Consider the following 15,636-nt stretch of genomic DNA (forward strand, 5'->3'; position numbering starts at 1 on the left):
GACTGCGCGTCGAGCTTCCAGCCGGCGCAGATTTCCGCGACGGCGACGGGATGGGTGATATAGGGTTCGCCGCTCTGGCGATATTGCCCGAGGTGGGCTTCATCGCTGAAGTGGAACGCCGCCTTGACCTCCTTGATTTCCTCGGGCGTGAGGTAACCGGAGAGCGCGGCGGTCAGATTGGCGATGGAGACGACCCCGTGCTTGCGGGGCTGCTCCGGCGTCGCGGTCGGCCCGAACAGATGGCGAAACGACTGTTCGAGGACCGCGTCGATGTAATTGCGCGCAGGGCTCGCAGTCTCGGCTTCCTGGTCCACGTCGGTGGCCGGCGAGGGCGTGGTGCTCATGTTCCCCTCCGTATCAGGTTTGGCGTTGACGGTAGAGCGGCTCGATGAAGCTGCGCGCTACGTGCTACGTATTGCAAGACAGGCGACAAGGCAAGCTAAAACGCGTGGGAACGCGCCCTTACACGGGCACTTTCTTCAGCATTTCGAGGCCGACCTGGCCAGCCGCGATCTCGCGCAGCGCGACGACGGTAGGCTTGTCGCGGCTTTCGATCTTCGGCGTGTGACCTTGTGCGAGCTGGCGGGCGCGATAAGTTGCGGCGAGTGCCAGTTCGAAGCGGTTCGGAATCTGTTTCAGACAGTCTTCGACGGTGATGCGGGCCATGTCGGGTTCCTTCTCATTCTCAGCAGGTTCTTATTCTACCTTATGTGCCCGATACGCCGGGCTGCGGCTGGTGGATACCGAGCTGCACGAAGAGCTCCGTATGCCGCGCATATTGCGACGCAAAGCGCAGGCGCGTCGCGCTCACGATATTGCGCAGCTCTTGCAGCGCAGTATCGAAGTTCTCGTTGATGACGACGTACTCCGATTCGCTCGCGTGCGCGATCTCGCTGCCCGCTGCAAGCAGACGCCGCGTGATGACGTTCGGCTCGTCTTCGCCGCGCTTTTTCAGCCGATCGGCGAGCGCCTCGAGCGACGGCGGCAGGATGAAAATTTCCACTGCATTGCGGAACTGCTTCTTCACCTGCTGCGCGCCCTGCCAGTCGATTTCGAGCAGCACGTCGCGGCCGATCTTCATCTGCTCTTCGATCCAGACGCGCGAAGTCGCATAGTAGTTGCCATGCACTTCCGCGCTCTCGAGGAATTCACCCGCGGCGTGGCGCGTGAGGAAGTCGTCGACGGTCGTGAAGTGATAGTGCTCGCCGTCGCGCTCCTTCGAACGCGGCGCGCGCGTCGTGTACGAGATGGACAGGCGGATCGCGCTGTCTTCGGCGAGCAAAGCGTTCACGAGCGTCGACTTGCCCGCGCCCGAGGGTGCCACCACCATGAAGAGGTTGCCGGGGTACGTGCCCGCGTACGGATTGCGCTTCTTGTCATGTCTCGCGTCCGCATGCGGCGCGCTGGTGTGGTCGGTCATGTTCGTGACTTCCTTCATTCGAGATTCTGGACCTGCTCGCGCATCTGTTCGATCAGGAGCTTGAGCGTCATCGAGGCATCCGCGAGTTCCTTCGCCGCCGCCTTCGATCCGAGCGTGTTCGCTTCGCGGTTGAGCTCCTGCATCATGAAGTCGAGACGCTTGCCCACGCGCCCGCCCTTCTCGATCACGTGACGCGTTTCGTTCAGGTGCGCCGTGAGGCGCGAGAGTTCTTCGGCGATGTCGATGCGAATGCCGTACATCGTCACTTCCTGGCGAATGCGCTCGGCGATCTCTTCGCGCGAGACGTTGCCGATGCTGCCGCCATGGCCGTTGCTATCGGGCGCCGCGATGCCGAGCGCTTCCTGCAGCCGCTCGACGATCTTCTGCTGATGCTTGGCGATCAGCTCCGGCATGAGCGGCGTGATGCGCGCAACGATCGCCTCCATTTCGGCGACGTTCGCAAGCAGCATGTTGGCAAGTTGCGCGCCTTCGCGCGCGCGCACCTCGATCAGGTCGGTGATCGCCTGCTTGCCGCAGCCGAGCACCGCGTCGCGCAGCACCTCGGGTGCCACGCCGCTTTCCGTCAGCACGCCGGGCCAGCGCAGGATCTCGCCCGTGCGCAGGCGGCCCGACTCGGGGAACGCTTCGAGCACGGCGCGCTCGAGCACGGCGAGCTGATCGAGCGCTTCGCGATTGAGCGCGCCCGCGTTGGCGGCCTGCTCGCTGCGCTGGATGTTGATGCGGATGTCGACCTTGCCGCGCGAGAGCTTCGTCATCAGCATCTCGCGCAGCGTAGGCTCGCACACGCGCACGTCTTCGGGCATGCGGAAGTTCAGGTCGAGAAAGCGCGAATTCACCGTGCGCAATTCGACGGAAACACTGGCGCCGCCCGTGCCCGATGCCGCAGCAAGCTCGCGCGTGGCGCTGGCATAGCCGGTCATGCTGTAAATCATGGTTCGTCTCGCGAAGAAGCCGTGGACTCGCGCTTGCTGCGCGCGCGTGCCATGGCGAAGGGATCGAGGCGCCCGGCGTGTTGTCGCGAATGGACGATGACGCGGGGCGGAGAAACCGTATTATCCCATTTTTGAAGGCGCGCCCCCCCGCAAGCGCGGGCTGCACAGCGCCCGTGGTCGCGGCGCGTACCGCCGCTCGTGTCGGGCGTACGCCAGGCGTCGGCCGCTGGCTGGGTTCCCGGCGCGCGCAAAGGCGCGCTTGTGCCCCCTCGCACCTGCCTTCTCGCAGCCTTCCAGTGGACTTCCGGCGGCGCCCGTCGCGAGGCGGGCGAAGGCGGTAAAATCGGCGTCTCCCCTTCCCTCCCGTGCTTGATGCACGCCAACCCAGCACGCCAACCCAGCACGCCCGACAATGACCCAATCCATCCAGCGCCCATCCGGCCGCGCCGCCGACCAGCTTCGCGACGTTCGCATCAGCCGCCACTATACGAAGTACGCCGAAGGTTCAGTGCTCGTCGAGTTCGGTGACACCAAGGTGCTGTGCACCGCGAGCGTGTCCGAAAGCGTGCCGCCGTTCCTGCGCGACAAGGGCCAGGGCTGGCTCACCGCCGAATACGGCATGCTGCCGCGCGCCACGCACACGCGCAGCGACCGCGAAGCCGCGCGCGGCAAGCAGACGGGCCGCACGCAGGAAATCCAGCGCCTGATCGGTCGCGCGATGCGTGCGGTATTCGACCTCGAGGCGCTCGGTGCGCGCACCATCAACCTCGATTGCGACGTGCTGCAGGCCGACGGCGGCACGCGCACGGCAAGCATCACGGGCGCGTTCGTCGCGGCCCACGACGCCGTCTCGAAGCTGCTCGCGATGGGCCGCATCGAGCGTTCGCCGATCACCGACTACGTGGCGGCGATTTCGGTGGGCGTGTACGAAGGCCTGCCGGTTCTCGACCTCGACTACGCCGAAGACTCGCAGTGCGACACGGACATGAACGTCGTCATGACGGGCTCGGGCGGCATGGTCGAAATCCAGGGCACGGCCGAAGGTTCGCCCTTCTCGCGCGAGGAATTGAACGCGCTGCTCGATCTCGCGCAAGGCGGCATCCGCTCGCTGATCGACAAGCAGAAAGCGGCGCTGGAGATCGTCCATGGCTGAATCGCCGGCTAACACTGCGGCAAGCGCGCTCTCGCGCGTCGTGCTGGCCTCGAACAACGCGGGCAAGCTGCGCGAATTCGCGGCGCTGCTCGGCGCGGCGGGCATCGAGCTCGTGCCGCAAGGCGCGCTCAGCGTGCCGGAAGCCGAGGAGCCGCATCCCACCTTCGTCGAGAACGCGCTCGCCAAGGCGCGCCACGCGGCAAAGCTCACGGGCCTGCCCGCGCTCGCCGACGACTCGGGCCTGTGCGTGCGCGCGCTGCGCGGCGCGCCGGGCGTGTATTCGGCGCGCTACGCGCAGCTCGCGGGCGGCGAAAAGAGCGACGCGGCCAACAACACGCTGCTCGTCGCCAACCTGAAAACGCACGCTGATCGCCGCGGCTACTACTACTGCGTGCTCGCGCTCGTGCGCCACGCCGACGACCCCGAGCCGCTCATCGCGGAAGGCCGCTGGCACGGCGTCGTGCTCGACGCGCCGCGCGGCGATAATGGCTTCGGCTACGACCCGTACTTCTACGTTCCCGAGCTCGAGGCCACGGCCGCCGAACTCGATCCGGCGCTCAAGAATGCGTCGAGCCATCGCGCGATCGCCCTGCGTCAACTGCTCGCGCGGCTTCAGGAGGAAGCGTGAGCCAGCAGCATCGAACCGGCATCGACGTCGTCCAGTCGTTCACGATGCCTGGCAGCATTCGCCTTGCGTCGCTGCCACCGCTCGCGCTCTACGTGCATTTCCCGTGGTGCGTGCGCAAGTGCCCTTATTGCGATTTCAACTCGCACGAGTGGAAGGGCGAGCGCTTTCCTGAGGACGACTACCTCGACGCGCTGCGCGCCGATCTCGAGCAGGCGCTGCCGCTCGTCTGGGGCCGCCAGGTGCATACGGTGTTCATCGGCGGGGGCACGCCTAGCCTGCTTTCCGCGGCGGGTCTCGATCGCCTGCTCTCGGACGTGCGCGCGCTGCTGCCGCTCGACGCCGACGCCGAAATCACGCTCGAAGCCAATCCCGGCACGTTCGAGGCCGCGAAGTTCGCGCAGTTTCGCGCGAGCGGCGTGAACCGGCTTTCGGTGGGCATCCAGAGCTTCAACGAGGCGCATCTGAAGGCGCTCGGACGTATCCACGACGCGGCGCAGGCGCGCCATGCGGTCGAAGTCGCGGCGAGCACGTTCGACAATTTCAATCTCGACCTGATGTTCGCGCTGCCGCAGCAGACGCTCGCCGAATGCCAGGCCGACATCGAGACCGCGCTCTCGTTCAAGCCGCCGCATCTGTCGCTGTATCACCTGACGCTCGAACCGAATACGCTGTTCGCCAAATTTCCGCCAGCCCTCCCCGACGACGACCAGTCCGCCGACATGCAGGACTGGATCCATGAGCGCACGACGAAAGCGGGGTATGGGCGCTACGAAGTCTCGGCTTACGCGCAGCCGAACCGTCAGTGCCGGCACAACCTCAACTACTGGCGTTTCGGCGACTATCTCGGCATCGGCGCGGGCGCGCATACGAAGCTTTCTTTTCCGAACCGCATCGTGCGTCAGGCGCGCTACAAGCATCCGGCGACGTTCATCGAACAGGCGCGCGCGGGCACGCCGATCCAGGAAGAGCACGAAGTGAACGCGCGCGATCTGCCGTTCGAATTCATGCTCAACGCGCTGCGGCTCGTGGAAGGCTTTCCGGTGCATCGCTTCATCGAGCGCACGGGCCTGCCGATCACGACGATCGAACCGGCGCTGCAGGAAGCCGAGCAGCGCGGCCTGATCACGCGTGATTATGAAAAGATCGCGCCAACCGAGCTGGGCCAGCGCTTTCTGAACGATCTGCAGGCGCTGTTCCTGAAGGATGGGCACTGAGAGTCGACGATGATCGACTGGGCGAATGCCGCCGCGCCCGCGTTTCGGGTTACAATGCGCGCCTCCGGAGGTGTGGCAGAGTGGTTGAATGCACCGGTCTTGAAAACCGGCGAAGGGGTAACCCTTCCGTGAGTTCGAATCTCACCGCCTCCGCCAATTTAAGCCAAGCCATTGATTTGCCGATATAGCAGGGAGTTCTTACCCCCTCTGGTACAAATGGCTGGTACAAGTTCCACGCGGAATTCGACGTCGACTGATGAGGTCGATATGCTCCCCAATCTCCGCGCCACACCCCACGGCTACATCTATCTAAAAACCGTTCCGGCAGATTTGGTGCCGGCTATCGGCAAGACCGTCATCAAGAAGTCGCTCGGACGCGATTTCAAACTCGCCAAAGTACGATGGGCCGAACTCGAAGCCGAAATGACGCGACTGTTTCACGACACTCGCCAGCAGATGGCGCTCGTGCTCAGCGCTGAAGACGCGCTGGCGGCGTTCCTGAAAAAGGACCCGCATACCCGTCTGAAGGTGCTGCCAGCCGGGCGCAAGGGGCTTGCCGAACAAGTTGTCAGCCCTATATCTTGCCGGCCTGTCGGACGACTATTCGGCACGCAAATCCGGCGAGCGCTGGAAGGATGCGACGGAACCTGACGAACTGGCGCGAGAGCTGGACGCCGTACTCGGTGACATCAAGACAGCGGTTGTCACTGGTGACGTGACGCCGTTTGAGCCGACCGTCACGCAACTGGCACTGTGGCGAGGTTACGGCTGTTTGCCGCCGCCGGGATTCAAAGACGCGATGCCTTGGGAAGCTACCAAAACGGGCGGCGGGCACTTGCATACGCATTGATCGCCTGCCTGTAGTACCTGCCTGCCGTTCATCACTACATTAGTGGGATGTGGCTGGCTGCGTGCGATACCCATTGACCCGCATTTCGGGCAAGACACCCGCGCACCGTTGAACGACAACGCACGCCCGTCCGTCGAGATACTACCCGTGCCATCAAGGACGACACCGCCTACTGTCGTTCTGTCGCCTACCCTGATTACGTTGCTCATTGCCCTCTCTTCGCGTCGCTTTGGGGCTGTATACCCAGCACGCACGCCAGCGCTAGACCTTACGCTATCTGGACCCGCGCGCATTGGATGCGGGGTGCATCAGGCACGGCCATCGCTGTAACACCGGCAGCCGTAACAGCCCTGCAACAGCGAAAGTGCCCCTTCGGGGGCGCAGCGAATGTTCAGGTTGTGCGCGTTGCTGGCGGCTCGATTGACCGCGCTCACGCGTGCGAAATACTCCCGAGAAAATCACGTTTGTTTTTGAGGGGAAAGGATGGAGGATTTTTCGCTATCAAGTCTCGTAGCCCCGCCAGATGGCTCCAAAGGCATTCATCCCTCGCATCCCGGCAGTTCTTCGCACTGCCCTTCACGAACGACTGGCACAAACCGAAAGCGCGGAACCCGCTCCAAACAGAATGCCGATTCGTGATTTTCGGGGCGGTCTGCCGCGATGAGTCCGCCTCGCTACATGCCTCGCGCCGGGTAACCAGTTTCCCCCGCAGCCACGCGTTCCTTGCGCCGCGTACCCAGCTTCTCGCTGCTGGCCGCCCTACGTAGCCAACGGCAAGATCCGTCAGCCGACATGGCGGCCCTATAATTGCGCGATCCAAAGATCAGCAAGCGGAGTAACCATGGACGGCTCACCCGGGCGGCAGGACTTTCAATCGCAAGTGGCACGAGCGCCAGCAATGCAGCCACCGCGGAGCCAGCACTGACATGCGCACCCAGGTTTTGCGCTTTGCGCTGGTTGGCGTGGCCGGCTTCATCGCCGACGCCGGCGTGCTATGGCTCGCCCTGCACCTCGGATCCGGCTATTTCGCCGGGCGGGCCGTGTCGTTTCTGACCGCCGTCTGGGTGACATGGCAGCTCAACCGACGCTTCACATTCGTCGCCCATACGTCCGGCTCGGCATGGCGTGAATGGTGGCGGTATCTCGCCGCAATGTCCGGGGGCGGCTGTGTCAATTACGCCGCCTATTGCGCCGTGGTATTGATCCTGCCGCATGCGGCCTTCGTGCCCTTCCTCGGCGTCGCGGCGGGCTCGGTCGCCGGCCTCGGCGTGAATTTCGCGTCCGCCCGCTGGTGGGTTTTCCGTCACCGACCCCAACGATAACCGTGTCGCAGATCGACCCGACTTCTTCCAGGACCTTGCCGCGTTCACATGCAATCGTCCTGAACACGCCACGCGCGCTGGCAATGGCTTGCGTGCTGGTGCCACTGTGCTTCGGCTTGTACTCGCTATGGCTCGGCGCCGACTCGAACTGGGACTTGTACAACTATCACATGTACAACCCGTTCGCGTGGCTACACGGCAAGCTGCTCGTCGATCTTGCACCCGCCGGCGTCCAGTCCTATTTCAATCCACTCCTCGACTCGCTGCTCTATCTCGCTTACACGCATCTGCCCTCGCGCGTGGTGGGGTTCTCACTGGGCGTGCTGCACGGGCTGAGCTTCATTCTCGTCCTCGGGATCGCGCGACGCGTCCTGCACGATCTGCCCGAGCGTGAACGCTACCGCGTACCGCTTCTGCTCGCGCTGGCCGGCTGCCTCACGGCGAATTTTCTGTCCGGGCTCGGCAGCTCGATGGGCGATGACACGACGGCGCTTTTCGGCCTTGCAGGCCTGCTGATACTCATGTCCGGCTGGGAGCGGCTCGACCAGCGGGGGTGGCCTTCGATCGCCATCGCGATTGCCGCCGGCGTAGCGCTCGGGTTGGGCGTGGGACTGAAACTCACGAACGCGGTCTATGCCGTTGCGATGTGCGCGGCGCTGCTGCTCTATCCCGCGCGCGCCGTCACCAGAGTGCGTATCGCCTTTCTGTTCGGCGTCGGCGTGCTGCTGGGATTCGCCGCGACCGGGGGCTATTGGCCGTGGCAGATGTGGAAAACGTTCGGCAATCCGCTGTACCCGCAGTTCGGCCATCTCTTCCCGAATCCGCTCGTGCAGCCCGACGCGATGGGTGACCCGCGCTGGCGGCCGCGTGGCTGGCTCGAAGCCCTGTTCTGGCCGTTCATCTTCACCTTCCATTCACAACGCGTGGGCGAAACGCCGATCCGGCAGATCATCTGGCCGGTAGTGTATGTCCTGTTCTGGCTGTGGGTCGCCGTCAGCGTGATGCGAAAGGTTACGGGCCGCAAAGGCGCCGCGCTCGCGCCGCGTGCGCGCTTCGTCGTGCTCTTCGTGGCGCTGGGGTACGCGCTCTGGATGGAGGGCTTCAGCATCTACCGCTACATCGTCGTCATCGAGATGCTGGTGCCGCTCATGGTGTGGGTCCTGCTGCATCGGTTGCTGCCGGCCCCGGCTGCACGGCGCCTTGCGGGCTGGATACTCGTCATTGCAAGCGCCGTGGTCGTCACGGGCGGCGCCCGCACGTGGGGCCACGAAGGCTGGTCCGATCCGCTCTGGCATGCCGAGACGCCCACCATTGCCGAACCGCACCGGACTACCGTCGTGCTCGCGACAACCCGTGGCAAGGGATTGGCCTGGCTCGCGACGCTCTTTCCCGACCAGGTAGCATTCATGCAACTGGAAAGCAGCTTCCCGGGTACGCCCGCGTTCAGCGAACGTATGCGCGAAGTGGCCAGAGAGCGCGGCGGCCCGATTCACGCGATCGTCGATGGCGAGTACAACTGGCGCATCGACAATGTCGCGACGATGAACGAGATTGCCGATAGCCTCCGGCTGACCCGCAGCGAAAGCGGCTGCAATGCGCTTCGCTGGACCATCGGACGGCTGCGCCTGCATGCGTCGGTGATGCCCGCAACGGGTGGGAACAGGCAGTGCAAGCTCGCACTGCGCGCCGACGACGTGCAGGATCCCGTGGCGCGCAACCGCGCCGACGTCGAAGCCGCCGTGCCGGTCTTCGAGCGCAACGGCTTCACGCTGGACCCGGCGACGTGCGTGCCCTACCGCGCAGGGATAGGCACGGGCGTAGTCGTCTACCAGTGGTGCGACGTCTCATTGCGCAAGTGAGGATCGCGCCGCTGGCGCGCGCGGACCGCCGGCACGCCTGGCCAGGCAAAAAAACGGACCGGCTCGATGTGCAACGGCAGGGCTTCCCGGCGCGATGTTTCCGGGAAGCCCTACATTAAGGGTCGCACCATAAATACACCGATGACTCCACGCGATTCCCCTCGTTGCTCGACTAGGTAAAAACCCTAGTAATGCGGTAAAATCCCAGCCGTTGAAGGGATAAATTGCCATGCCGCACCGTTACCAACTGCTTGAAAAATTTGCGTTTTCGCTCGTCGTCCTGTTCGCCGTGATGTGCTCCAGCTATATCGCGTGGGAAAGCTCACCGGATCTGCGGGAAAACGTCCTGGTCGGCAAAGAGCTGTTCCTCAAGAGCGGCGAATACTCCTACGCCTGTGCGACGGTCGTTTCCGACCCCTGCGCGCAATTCCCCGTCGAATAAGCCCCCTCGCTGTTCGGCGCTTGACGCGTCCTTCCCGGGACACTGCTGATTGCATCCTGCGGCGTATCGACTAAGCTCGATTCAGGTTTCGCCACCGAGCTTGTTCGACGTGCTCATCTGCGCCCACCTGACTTGCGGACCATCCGCGCCTCTCGCCGTCCTCGCACGACGACTCGGGCTGGCTTTGCTGCTCGGGTTGCTCGGTTGCTTCGGCGCCTGCACGATCACGCCGCCGCCCCAGCCGCTCCTCGTCATTCCGCCAGCGGCGCTCAACAGCAACACGCTTGATGACTATCGCGCTGCGGTCGCCAGGCGCATCGTCGAACGCAACCCGACCTACATATTGCGCGGCAGCCCGCAGGCCATGCTTCGCTCGCTCGTGGTCGTTTCGTTCACCGTCGATCGCAACGGCCAGATCGTGAAGTCGTCGGTCTATCGCACCAATGGCGACGACGACGCCGAAGCCACCGCCCTCTCCACGCTGCGCCGCGCCGCGCCGCTACCCGCGCCACCGGGCCGCCTGCTCAACTCCGCAGGCCAGATCGACATGTTCGAGGACTGGCTCTTCAACGACAACGGCAAGTTCCAGTTGCGCACACTCGCTTCGCCGCAGGCGCAGAACTATCAGTGATACCAGTGACGATCGGATGACAGTCGGGTGACGGCCGCCTGCTGGCTTGCGCCGGTTCGCGCCCGCCTTGCTGCACGACGTGCACGGTCGTTATAATTTTTCGCTATCCCTCGCCGGCGCCCGCCGGCCACGCCTGCGCCACGCGTCATCCGCGCCGCCGCGCAAGGCTCCGACCGAGCTCCTCGCCCCTTCTGCGCCTATCGGCGCGCGCCATGGCCGGTCCTGAATTCACGCGCACAGCCGGCGCTGCGCGATGCATACTGGCGAAGCCCCACCGGTTGAACAACGCCGCCGATCCGGCATGCAGCGCCAACTGAGTGCCCCGTCACGCTACGAGAGCCTGAACAAAGACGCCCCGCGCCGCCCCGGCAAACCAGGGCGCGAGAGCGCGTCACAACGACTGGAGACCCCCGGATGTCCACCTCACCTGTTTCGCCCGCGCGCGCCGATGAGGCGCAAGCGACAAAGCCGCAAAGCACCGCGCGCGTGATCTTCGCGAGCTTCATCGGCACCGCGATCGAGTTCTACGACTTCTATGTGTACGCAACGGCCGCCGCGCTCGTGATCGGCCCCGTGTTCTTCCCGCACGGTTCGGCCACGGCGCAGGCACTTTCGGCGTTCGTGACGTTCGGGATCGCGTTCGTCGCCCGGCCTATCGGCTCGTTCCTGTTCGGCCACTTCGGCGACCGCATCGGCCGTAAATCCACGCTCGTGGCGTCGCTCCTCGTCATGGGCCTCTCCACCACGCTGATCGGCTTCGTGCCCGGCTACGACGCGATCGGCAGCCTTGCGCCGATCCTGCTGTGCATCCTGCGCTTCGGCCAGGGCATCGGCCTTGGCGGCGAATGGGGCGGCGCGGCGCTGCTCGCGACCGAATACGCGCCGCAAGGCAAGCGCGGCTGGTTCGGCATGTTCCCGCAGCTTGGGCCGTCGGTCGGTTTTCTGGCCTCGAACGGCCTCTTCTTTGGCCTCGCCTCGACGCTCTCCGACCAGCAGTTCCGCGACTGGGGCTGGCGCGTGCCGTTCATCGTGTCGGCGGTGCTCGTCGCGCTCGGCCTCTACGTGCGCCTGAAAATCGCCGAGACGCCTGCCTTCAAGGCCGCCATCGAACGCGACGAGCGTGTGCGCGTGCCGGTCGCGACGCTGCTCGCGAAGCACTGGCGGCCGACGCTGCTGGGCGCGCTCGCCATGGTCGTGTGCTACACGCTCTTCTACAACGCGACCGTGTTCTCGCTCTCGCACGGCGTGACGGCGCTGCACATTGCGCGTCCGACCTTCCTTGGCATGCTGTGCATCGCCGTGGTGTTCATGGGCATCGCCACGCCGATCTCGGCAGCGCTTTCCGATCGCTTCGGCCGCAAGCCGGTGCTGATCGTCGGCTGCGTGCTGGCGATTCTCTCGGGCTTCACGATGGAACCACTGCTTGGCAGCGGCGTGATGCCGCTCGTGCTGCTGTTCCTCGTGATCCAGCTGTTCCTGATGGGCGCCACTTTCGCGCCGATGGGCGCGCTGCTGCCCGAGCTCTTCCCGACCAGCGTGCGCTACACGGGCGCAGGTGTGGCGTACAACCTCGGCGGCATTCTCGGCGCTTCGGTCGCGCCGTATATCGCGCAGGTGCTGGCGGCGCGCGGCGGCCTCTCGTGGGTCGGCGCCTACGTGTCGATCGCTGCCGCCGTGAGCCTGTTCGGTGTCCTGTGCATGCGCGAGACGCGCCACACGTCGCTCACGTAACACACCCTCGCATCCCCGCATCAACAAAAAAAGCGGAGTCCGGTAGCCGGACTCCGCTTTTTTTCGCGCTTTTTGCTCGCGCGTTGTTCACTTCAGGCGCGCGCGGTGCATGTCTATACTGCACTCAACAGGGGGGAGTAACCGCCCGGGGGAGCCGACAATGAACCTGCATCTGAGCAACGCCGACATTGTTCTGATCATGGCCCTCGCCTTGGGCATCTCCCTCCTGCTGGCGTTCCGCCTGCGCACCGCGAGTTGGCGCGCCGTGGTGCTCGAAGCGCTGGCGGCGAACGCGGCGGCGATTGCCGCAGTCATCGCGATCGAAATGCTGCTGGCGTGAATGCTGCCTTATGACGCTCGAGTGGCCCGCTCCCACAGCCTCACGCGAGGGGCACCCGGTTCGGTGAGGAAGAATCGGACCATTCGCGGCGACCTGCGTTAGTTGTAGTAGCCGTGATGGTAACCGCCGCCGTAGTAGCCGCCGGGCGGCACCACGATGCAGCCGCCAAGCGAAGCCGCGAGCAAGGCGCCGGCGATGAGGGTAAGCGTCAATCGTTTCACGTTGTTCTCCCTTGAGGTCAGTGTCTGTGTCCGGCCATGCGATGTCGGGCTGGACGGTTTCGATTGAACACGACGGCGAACCCTTGAGGCGTTGCAATTTGTAAGCAGCGGTACGGCCCGTGTAACACCCCGCGCGAGATGCGCGCTCCCACGCGCTATCGGCGCCGCACGCGCAAAGCAACGGCGACACTTTTAACAACCGTGTAATGCGCGAGCCCTGCATACCGGTCTTCGTAGTACACGAGGCGCTGCGAAGCATGGGGGACGACGCCATGCCTTGCCGCGTCGGGCCTTCAGTCCTGCGTGGCTATAATCGGCCTTTTGCGCCCCAAAAGGGTTATGCGGATGATGAGCCCCGACCTCTCTTCGGTCGTCGTGCGGCGTGCGCGACGCCTCTGGCGGCAATACGGCGTGTTCTGGCTCGGCGCGATCGCGGTCGGCCTTGTCGCCGTGTTCTACGCGAGGCTCATCGACTGGGGCTACGACGCGTTCCTGCGCATGGAGCGACGGCATGCGTGGCTGCCGCTCATCATCACCCCCGCCGTGGGCGCCGCCGCGGTATGGCTCACGCGCACATTCTTTCGCGGCGCGGAAGGCAGCGGCATTCCCCAGGTCATCGCCACACTGCACGCGAAGCCCGGCGAATCCGGCGAGCGCCTGCTCGCGCTGCGTCTGCTCGTGGGCAAGATCGCCGTTTCGTTCCTCGGCATTCTCGGCGGCTTCACCATCGGCCGCGAAGGTCCGACCGTGCAGGTGGGCGCCGCGTTGATGTTCAACATGCGCCGCCTGTATCCGCGTTCGAACGCGCTCATCGAGCGCAAGCTCGTGCTCGCGGGTGCCGCCGCCGGCTTGTCGGCCGCGTTCAACACGCCGCTCGCCGGCATCGTGTTCGCCATCGAGGAACTCACGCGCAGCTTCGAGGCGCGTGCGAGCGGCGTGGTCATCACGGCGATCATCATCGCGGGCGTGATCGCGCTCGGGCTCAACGGCAACTACACGTATTTCGGCACGATCGAGGTGGGCGCGCACTTTCCCGACCTGCTCGCGGTGGCCGTGGTGCTCACGGCGATCGTCACGGGCATCGCGGGCGGCGTGTTTGGCTGGCTGCTGATCAATACCGCGCGCTGGATTCCCGCGCCGCTGCGCAAGCTGCACACCGATCGACCCATTGCATTCGCCGCGCTCTGCGGCTTCGCAATCGCGTTGATCGGGCTCGTATCGGGCGGCGCGACCTTCGGCAGTGGCTATTCGGAGGCGCGCGGGCTGCTCGACGGGCACGAGCATCTCTCGCTCGCGTATCCGTTCCTGAAAATGGCGTCGATGGTCGGCTCCTACCTGCCCGGCATTCCGGGCGGCATCTTCGCGCCGTCGCTGGCGATCGGAGCGGGCTTCGGCAACCTGCTGCACGAAGTGTTCGGCAGTATGCAACTGCAGATGCTGATCGCGCTCGCGATGGTGGGTTATCTCGCTGCGGTCACGCAAGCGCCGATCACCTCGTTCGTAATCGTGATGGAAATGATCAACGGCCACGCGCTCGTGATCTCGCTGATGGCGACGGCGCTCATTTCGAGCCGTGTTTCGGGCTTCTTCGCGCCGCCGTTGTATGAAACGCTGTCGCTGCGCTACCTTGCGCCGCCGTCGGCACCTGCAAGCGCCGCGCCGGCAAGAAGCGAAGTGCCGGCCGATGAAGTCCCCGCGACGCTTGAGCGCAATGTGCCCGACAGCGCAGCAGCGGAGGAACAATCGCATCGCTGATGCCGGCCGGGCGCATGGCTGCGCGACGTTGCGTCAGTAAATGACGACGGGCGCGGGCCGGTAGTACGCCGGCCGGCCCGGCACGACGACGCAACCGGCCAGGACGATCGCGAGAGCCGCGACGGCCAGTAGTTTCCTGCTCATGTTCTATTCCTCGATTGCGCTTTTGAGGCGATGTATCGCGGCGCGCCAGCAACGCGCGCCGCACGATGGTCATCGCCGGACGATCAAGCCTTACCAAGCCATCTCGAGCAGCATCAAGCCGCCCAGTGGCCTTCGACCCAGTGCCAGTTCGGGCCGTGCGCGATCCAGTGTCCCGGCACCCAGTGATAGCCGACGCGCTCGGCTTGCCAGTGCCCCGCGACCCACACGTAGCGGCCGTGATCCCAGCGCCAATGGCCTTTGTCCCACACATACCCTGCGCGCGGAGCCGGCATGACTTCGACGCGCTCGGCGGGCGGCGCGATGCCCGGTTCGACGACGACGACCGCAGCGAGCGCCGGCGCAGCGACGGCGCACGTGCCGGCCGCGACGATTGCGGCCTTGGCAATGAGGAGACGGATGGAGTTGTTCATATGGGTCACCCTTAAAGTTGGACGCCTTGATTGGCGCTACCCGATCAATGCGCGAGCACACCGATGCGCTGACAGCGGCGGTGTAACCGCGAAGGGTGAAATGAAACGGAATATTTCGGTCAGGCGGGAACGCACGACCAGGCGACGCGCGTCAGACGGCGAGCGCGTGGAAAAGCGGGGCGACGCGCGCGGCGCGGCGGCCGCGCGCGCTGAATCTCAGGCCTGCGGAATCTCGATCTTGACCTCGAGCACTTCGAGATCGTCCTGACGTTCGAGGCTCACGCGAATGTCCTCGTCGGAGATCTTCACGTACTTCGAGATCACCGCAACGAGTTCGCGTTGCAGGGCCGGCAGATAGTCGGCGGGCGGATGACCGCCTGCGCGCTCGTGAGCAATGATGAGCTGCAGGCGTTCCTTCGCTACCGAGGCGGACTTCTTCTTCTCGCCGAGAAAAAACGAAAGAAACGACATGACGTGCGCCTCCCTTACTTGTTACCGAAGAGGCGCTGAAGCAGGCCCGGCTTCTGGTAATCGGTGAAACG

General features: G+C 64.8%; 18 protein-coding genes, 1 tRNA gene and 1 pseudogene. 12 read left to right on the forward strand and 8 right to left on the reverse strand.

The features are described from left to right. The 4 genes and pseudogenes from VMJ11_RS10015 to VMJ11_RS10030 form a co-directional block, all read right to left on the reverse strand. Nucleotides 1-344, reverse strand: a pseudogene (locus tag VMJ11_RS10015) (guanosine-3',5'-bis(diphosphate) 3'-pyrophosphohydrolase); the annotation flags it as partial. A gap of 118 nt (nt 345-462) precedes the next feature. Beyond that, a complete protein-coding gene (rpoZ, locus tag VMJ11_RS10020) occupies nt 463-666 on the reverse strand; it encodes a DNA-directed RNA polymerase subunit omega (RefSeq protein WP_006400783.1) in 204 nt (67 codons plus the stop codon). 40 nt (nt 667-706) lie between these two features. Continuing rightward, on the reverse strand, nt 707-1,420 hold the full coding sequence (gmk, locus tag VMJ11_RS10025) for a guanylate kinase (RefSeq protein ID WP_325619261.1): 714 nt from the start codon (nt 1,418-1,420) through the stop codon (nt 707-709). A gap of 14 nt (nt 1,421-1,434) precedes the next feature. Further along, nucleotides 1,435-2,373, reverse strand: a complete 939-nt coding sequence (locus VMJ11_RS10030; protein WP_325619262.1) for a YicC family protein — start codon at nt 2,371-2,373, stop codon at nt 1,435-1,437. A 412-nt stretch (nt 2,374-2,785) separates the two neighbouring features. On the opposite strand from VMJ11_RS10030, the gene rph reads away from it, so the two are divergent. The 5 genes from rph to VMJ11_RS10055 all read left to right on the forward strand — a co-directional run bounded on the left by rph (nt 2,786) and on the right by VMJ11_RS10055 (nt 6,019). Continuing rightward, nucleotides 2,786-3,526: a ribonuclease PH gene (gene rph, locus VMJ11_RS10035; protein WP_325619263.1), complete on the forward strand. Its 741-nt coding sequence runs from the start codon at nt 2,786-2,788 to the stop codon at nt 3,524-3,526. After that, nucleotides 3,519-4,154, forward strand: a complete 636-nt coding sequence (rdgB, locus tag VMJ11_RS10040; RefSeq protein WP_325619264.1) for an RdgB/HAM1 family non-canonical purine NTP pyrophosphatase — start codon at nt 3,519-3,521, stop codon at nt 4,152-4,154. The genes rph and rdgB overlap by 8 nt, the downstream gene beginning before the upstream one ends. Before the next feature lie 44 nt (nt 4,155-4,198). Then, nucleotides 4,199-5,368, forward strand: a complete 1,170-nt coding sequence (gene hemW / locus VMJ11_RS10045; protein WP_414694356.1) for a radical SAM family heme chaperone HemW — start codon at nt 4,199-4,201, stop codon at nt 5,366-5,368. Nucleotides 5,369-5,434: 66 nt separating this feature from the next. Beyond that, a tRNA-Ser gene (locus VMJ11_RS10050) sits at nt 5,435-5,524 on the forward strand. Nucleotides 5,525-5,635: 111 nt separating this feature from the next. Next, on the forward strand, nt 5,636-6,019 hold the full coding sequence (locus VMJ11_RS10055) for a DUF6538 domain-containing protein (protein WP_325619266.1): 384 nt from the start codon (nt 5,636-5,638) through the stop codon (nt 6,017-6,019). Nucleotides 6,020-6,130: 111 nt separating this feature from the next. On the opposite strand, the gene VMJ11_RS34450 is transcribed toward VMJ11_RS10055, so the two are convergent. Further along, the gene (locus tag VMJ11_RS34450; RefSeq protein WP_414694355.1) at nt 6,131-6,511 is read right to left on the reverse strand and encodes a PAAR domain-containing protein; all 381 of its coding nucleotides are present in this window, start codon (nt 6,509-6,511) and stop codon (nt 6,131-6,133) included. 633 nt (nt 6,512-7,144) lie between these two features. Here VMJ11_RS34450 and VMJ11_RS10060 point away from each other — a divergent pair. From VMJ11_RS10060 to VMJ11_RS10085, 6 genes are all read left to right on the forward strand, one after another. Next, complete coding sequence (locus VMJ11_RS10060) at nt 7,145-7,540, forward strand: GtrA family protein (protein WP_325619267.1); 396 nt, start codon at nt 7,145-7,147, stop codon at nt 7,538-7,540. A gap of 83 nt (nt 7,541-7,623) precedes the next feature. Next, entirely contained in the window at nt 7,624-9,399 is a 1,776-nt protein-coding gene (locus VMJ11_RS10065; RefSeq protein WP_325619268.1) for a hypothetical protein, read from the forward strand. 229 nt (nt 9,400-9,628) lie between these two features. After that, nucleotides 9,629-9,841, forward strand: a complete 213-nt coding sequence (locus tag VMJ11_RS10070) for a hypothetical protein (protein WP_325619269.1) — start codon at nt 9,629-9,631, stop codon at nt 9,839-9,841. A gap of 178 nt (nt 9,842-10,019) precedes the next feature. Beyond that, a complete protein-coding gene (locus VMJ11_RS10075; RefSeq protein ID WP_414694357.1) occupies nt 10,020-10,472 on the forward strand; it encodes an energy transducer TonB family protein in 453 nt (150 codons plus the stop codon). 414 nt (nt 10,473-10,886) lie between these two features. Then, a complete protein-coding gene (locus tag VMJ11_RS10080; protein WP_325619270.1) occupies nt 10,887-12,203 on the forward strand; it encodes an MFS transporter in 1,317 nt (438 codons plus the stop codon). A gap of 160 nt (nt 12,204-12,363) precedes the next feature. Further along, nucleotides 12,364-12,543, forward strand: a complete 180-nt coding sequence (locus VMJ11_RS10085; protein ID WP_325619271.1) for a hypothetical protein — start codon at nt 12,364-12,366, stop codon at nt 12,541-12,543. A 98-nt stretch (nt 12,544-12,641) separates the two neighbouring features. On the opposite strand, the gene VMJ11_RS10090 is transcribed toward VMJ11_RS10085, so the two are convergent. Beyond that, nucleotides 12,642-12,764 carry a hypothetical protein gene (locus VMJ11_RS10090; RefSeq protein ID WP_325619272.1) on the reverse strand — a complete coding sequence of 41 codons (123 nt, stop codon included), beginning with the start codon at nt 12,762-12,764 and terminating at the stop codon, nt 12,642-12,644. 345 nt (nt 12,765-13,109) lie between these two features. On the opposite strand from VMJ11_RS10090, the gene VMJ11_RS10095 reads away from it, so the two are divergent. Then, nucleotides 13,110-14,519: a chloride channel protein gene (locus VMJ11_RS10095; protein WP_325619273.1), complete on the forward strand. Its 1,410-nt coding sequence runs from the start codon at nt 13,110-13,112 to the stop codon at nt 14,517-14,519. Nucleotides 14,520-14,776: 257 nt separating this feature from the next. Here the strand turns inward: VMJ11_RS10095 and VMJ11_RS10100 are convergent, their stop codons facing one another. Then, nucleotides 14,777-15,094 (reverse strand): YXWGXW repeat-containing protein, encoded by a 318-nt coding sequence (locus tag VMJ11_RS10100; RefSeq protein ID WP_325619274.1) that lies wholly within the window; start codon nt 15,092-15,094, stop codon nt 14,777-14,779. 216 nt (nt 15,095-15,310) lie between these two features. Further along, on the reverse strand, nt 15,311-15,565 hold the full coding sequence (gene minE, locus VMJ11_RS10105) for a cell division topological specificity factor MinE (RefSeq protein WP_027795398.1): 255 nt from the start codon (nt 15,563-15,565) through the stop codon (nt 15,311-15,313). Nucleotides 15,566-15,636: the final 71 nt, after the last annotated feature.

It is taken from the genome of Paraburkholderia sp. (genome assembly GCF_035501035.1).
Lineage (GTDB): Bacteria > Pseudomonadota > Gammaproteobacteria > Burkholderiales > Burkholderiaceae > Paraburkholderia.